The organism is Hahella sp. HN01 (assembly GCF_018986435.1).
In the GTDB taxonomy this organism is placed as follows: domain Bacteria; phylum Pseudomonadota; class Gammaproteobacteria; order Pseudomonadales; family Oleiphilaceae; genus Hahella.
Map to the genome: position 1 here is coordinate 1 of NZ_JAHMIN010000088.1, position 3,289 is coordinate 3,289.

The following is a 3,289-nucleotide window of genomic DNA, read 5'->3' on the forward strand; positions in this document are numbered from 1 at the left end:
TGCGTGAGGCGATCACGATGCGCCCACGAGACCGTTAAGGCCCCGGTGATGACGTCAGGATAGGCGGCGCCGTTAACTTTCAGATTGCCTGGCGGATAAGGTCGATCCTGACGCCGATTCATCGATAGAGAGTCGGCAGGCGCGGAATCCAGCGCCAGGGTTCCTTTTCCGGTCACGGTCAGCAAGCGCGCATCCACCTTTTCGCCGGCGGCGTATTCCGTAGCGTCCACGCCCTGAAATCCATCGGCAAACCAAAGACGACTGCCTGCAGGATGCGCCACGGGCACAGTATCGAGCACGCCACGCAACAGGGTGAGACTGCGCTGCGACAGGTCCATCGCAGTCACTGCCACGACTTCATCGTTCAAATAGGCGTATCCGCCAACCTCCACCAAGTCGAAATCGCACTCTTCTAAGACCATCACTGTCGTCTTTACCTGAGGGCCAATCTCATCGGCTAATACCGCAGAGGGACAGAATTCCCCCTGATCACGCCATTGGTAACGGGGCGCGGTATGCGACTTCGTGTGCAGCTCATAATTGAGCGCCCCGGATGAGGGACGCACCGCCAACGTCTGCAGATAACCATCAGACGGCTCCAGATACTCCAGGTCCGCAGGCTTTAACGACCTTACAAGGTCCCAGTATGGGGCTTCCACCAAGCGTCGATATGGGGAGGCTGATGGCGCTGGGACAGGATCGCTCCATCCCGTTGGCTGAGCGGAGGTATAACTGGCTGCAGGTAAGCCAAACACGTCCTCAACCGCTTCAATATGAATCGCGCCCTGGGTCAGGGTTCCGCCATCGATGGCGGCGATGCGTAATACCAGTGACTCAATGCCTAATGCCGGCCAGGTGAGCATAAACACATCTCCCGGCGCCAACCGCCATCCATTGCGGTTTACCTTGAGACGGACCTTCGCCAGAGGTGTGGAGACGGCGGTTAAGTCGCGCATGGCCACTCGGGACGCCAGCACATCCGATGTAATGCCGGGATAGCGCCGGGTCTGGGACACCACTGCGCCCTGGGCCTGAATATTGGCCAGGTCCTGCACCGTCACACTGGTTTCCTTGAAACTCTCGGGATGGGTGTAGATCAGCACCAGCTCGTTGGTGGTTTCTCCCCAGGCCGCTCGCTGAAAGCTCTCCAGCTCGATCACAGTGTTCGGACCAAAAACCGGTAAGGATGACTGCGCATAGTTGGCCCGCACCAGCTTCAGCACAAAGCGCCCATTGGTGGGAGAGGTCGTCAGAACGCCGCCAATATGATCCAGCACCTCTTTCACAAACTGCTCGATTTTACTTTGCTGCGACCAGATCAGGCTTAACCCGAAGCCTTCCTGATACAACGCATCGGCCGCCGCCCGAAAACCTCCGTCATCCAGACTGAGGGCGGGATATCCCATGCCCCATACGGGGTTGGTCAGACACTCGTAAAGGATGTGGGCGGGGTTGGCGGCGCCATGAATCTCCGCCTTGTCGGGATACCAGGCCCTAAAGCAACGCTTCACCCGCACCGCCCAGGGTTTGATATAGGGATTATTGGCGGCGAGGCAGACCTGCCTGAGAATGAGGCTGAACAATCCGCGATAAGCGGGCTGAGGCTCACCCTGGACGGCTTTAAGGTAGTCATTGGGTTGTTGCGTCTCTTCCCCAAACGCCGCATCCACGGAGCCATAGACGCCGCCTTCACGTTTATCGCCGCCAAACAGCTCTTTCTCGTTGAGCTGAAGTCGTCCACTACGCTTGAGGTCGCCTTTCCAGGCTTGGCGATCGCCGACCTGAATTTCGGTGAGGGCGTCCACCGGACCGTGGCAGATCGCCAAGTGCATTCCGAGGTAGTAGCGATACCCAACAGTGACCGACTTACTGCTACCGCCCATCCTGTTCCTCGTCTCGGCGTGTTTGCGCCTGCGCCACGACCGCTTGCGCCATGACGTCGCCGGTGGCCAGCAATGTCCGCGCCGGAACCCCCGCTTCCAAAAACCGGGACCAGTCCAACCCATGGCGAGCGAACCAGGCGCGGCCGCCGCGATTGCAATAGCCCAACGCCCGCATATCGGCGTGGGTGACCGTCAGCGACGTCATTTCTTACCGCCTTTGGATTTGATGGGCGTGGTGCGCAGATCTCCATACCAGACCACATTGGCGCTGCGCACTAAAACTGTCCCGAACACCACGGGAATCGGACGCCCCTCGTCGGCGGTGGGCGCGTCCAAGTCCTTTAACTCCGCCGCCGGCGGTTGCGGCGGTTTGGGCGCCAGCGCGTACTGAACCAGTGTGGCGACGATCCACACGACGATTTGCATCCAAGGCATGAAAGGTCCTCAGTAAATTGGGCTGCCGCCGAAGGGGTTCTTGGAGGGAATGAAGGGAAAGCCCCCGTAGTTCAAACTATTGCTGAACTTGGCGTCACAGGTCGTCAACGTGTGGTCGCAGCCTGGGTACAACATCACCGCTGCGCCAACGCGAAGGCCAGGCGGCGTAGTGGATAGCGTGATCGCGTCGCCACTCTGGCCGACGATCATGCGCTTTTCCGTCAGCCCCTCGGCGGACCAGGTGGCGATTCCTCCCGCGAAATAGCCGTCCGCATAGTCGGCCGCTGCTGCGACGCGAATGACGGGGCCTTCCTGCGCCATCACGTTCCCCTTAATGCGATGCGCCGTGGGACTGGCTCCGCAGGCCGCGCCATAGAGCGCATGAGGACAATTGCGTTGATACAGACGACGCAAGCCTGTTCGCTGCAAACTGGTATAGACAGGCTCGCAATTGAACTCCACTTCAGAGCCGCGCCATTCCGCATTCAGCACCCGTCCCATCCACACGGGAACCGTCTCTGAGTCATCCATATGTCGCCGGTATACCGTCAACAACGTCACTTCAGAGGGCGGCGTGGAAATAAACGCTTGAGCCACCGCCACATCCCGAGGCAGGGTGACGCGAAAACCTGCGCGTCCGCTTTGCGCGCTGCGCTCTATCACGCCGCGCTTGAGTGCAATGGAGGAATAGACAAACGCGTTAAAGCGTTCATCCCTGGCGGCGCTGGTATAACGCCAGACGCGCGTGCCCCGCCGAAACTCATAGAGTTCGACCGGACAGGCTTCGTCCGTCGATGTCTCTCGGTCTGAGTAACTCATAGATCGTCCCGTAAACTCATTAAGGGCAAGCTGACTTCCGCCAGCGCATCGGTGTGGTGGGATATTTCGACGGCGTCAGCATCCAGGCGCATGAGCGTCATAAAAGAAATGCGAGCGATATCCGCGGGGGAAAGAGAAACGCCAAGCGGTTG

General features: G+C 59.4%; 4 protein-coding genes. All 4 read right to left on the reverse strand.

The features are described 5' to 3' along the window. The coding region (locus tag KP814_RS32050; RefSeq protein ID WP_216740595.1) for a phage tail protein at positions 1-1,883 on the reverse strand (1,883 nt) is incomplete at its 3' end. After that, on the reverse strand, positions 1,873-2,088 hold the full coding sequence (locus KP814_RS32055; protein ID WP_216740596.1) for a hypothetical protein: 216 nt from the start codon (positions 2,086-2,088) through the stop codon (positions 1,873-1,875). The genes KP814_RS32055 and KP814_RS32050, both read right to left, overlap by 11 nt. Further along, a complete protein-coding gene (locus tag KP814_RS32060; protein ID WP_011399368.1) occupies positions 2,085-2,318 on the reverse strand; it encodes a hypothetical protein in 234 nt (77 codons plus the stop codon). Before KP814_RS32060 ends, KP814_RS32055 begins: the two co-directional genes overlap by 4 nt. Before the next feature lie 9 nt (positions 2,319-2,327). Continuing rightward, a complete protein-coding gene (locus tag KP814_RS32065) occupies positions 2,328-3,137 on the reverse strand; it encodes a phage BR0599 family protein (protein ID WP_216740597.1) in 810 nt (269 codons plus the stop codon). Between the last annotated feature and the right edge of the window lie 152 nt (positions 3,138-3,289).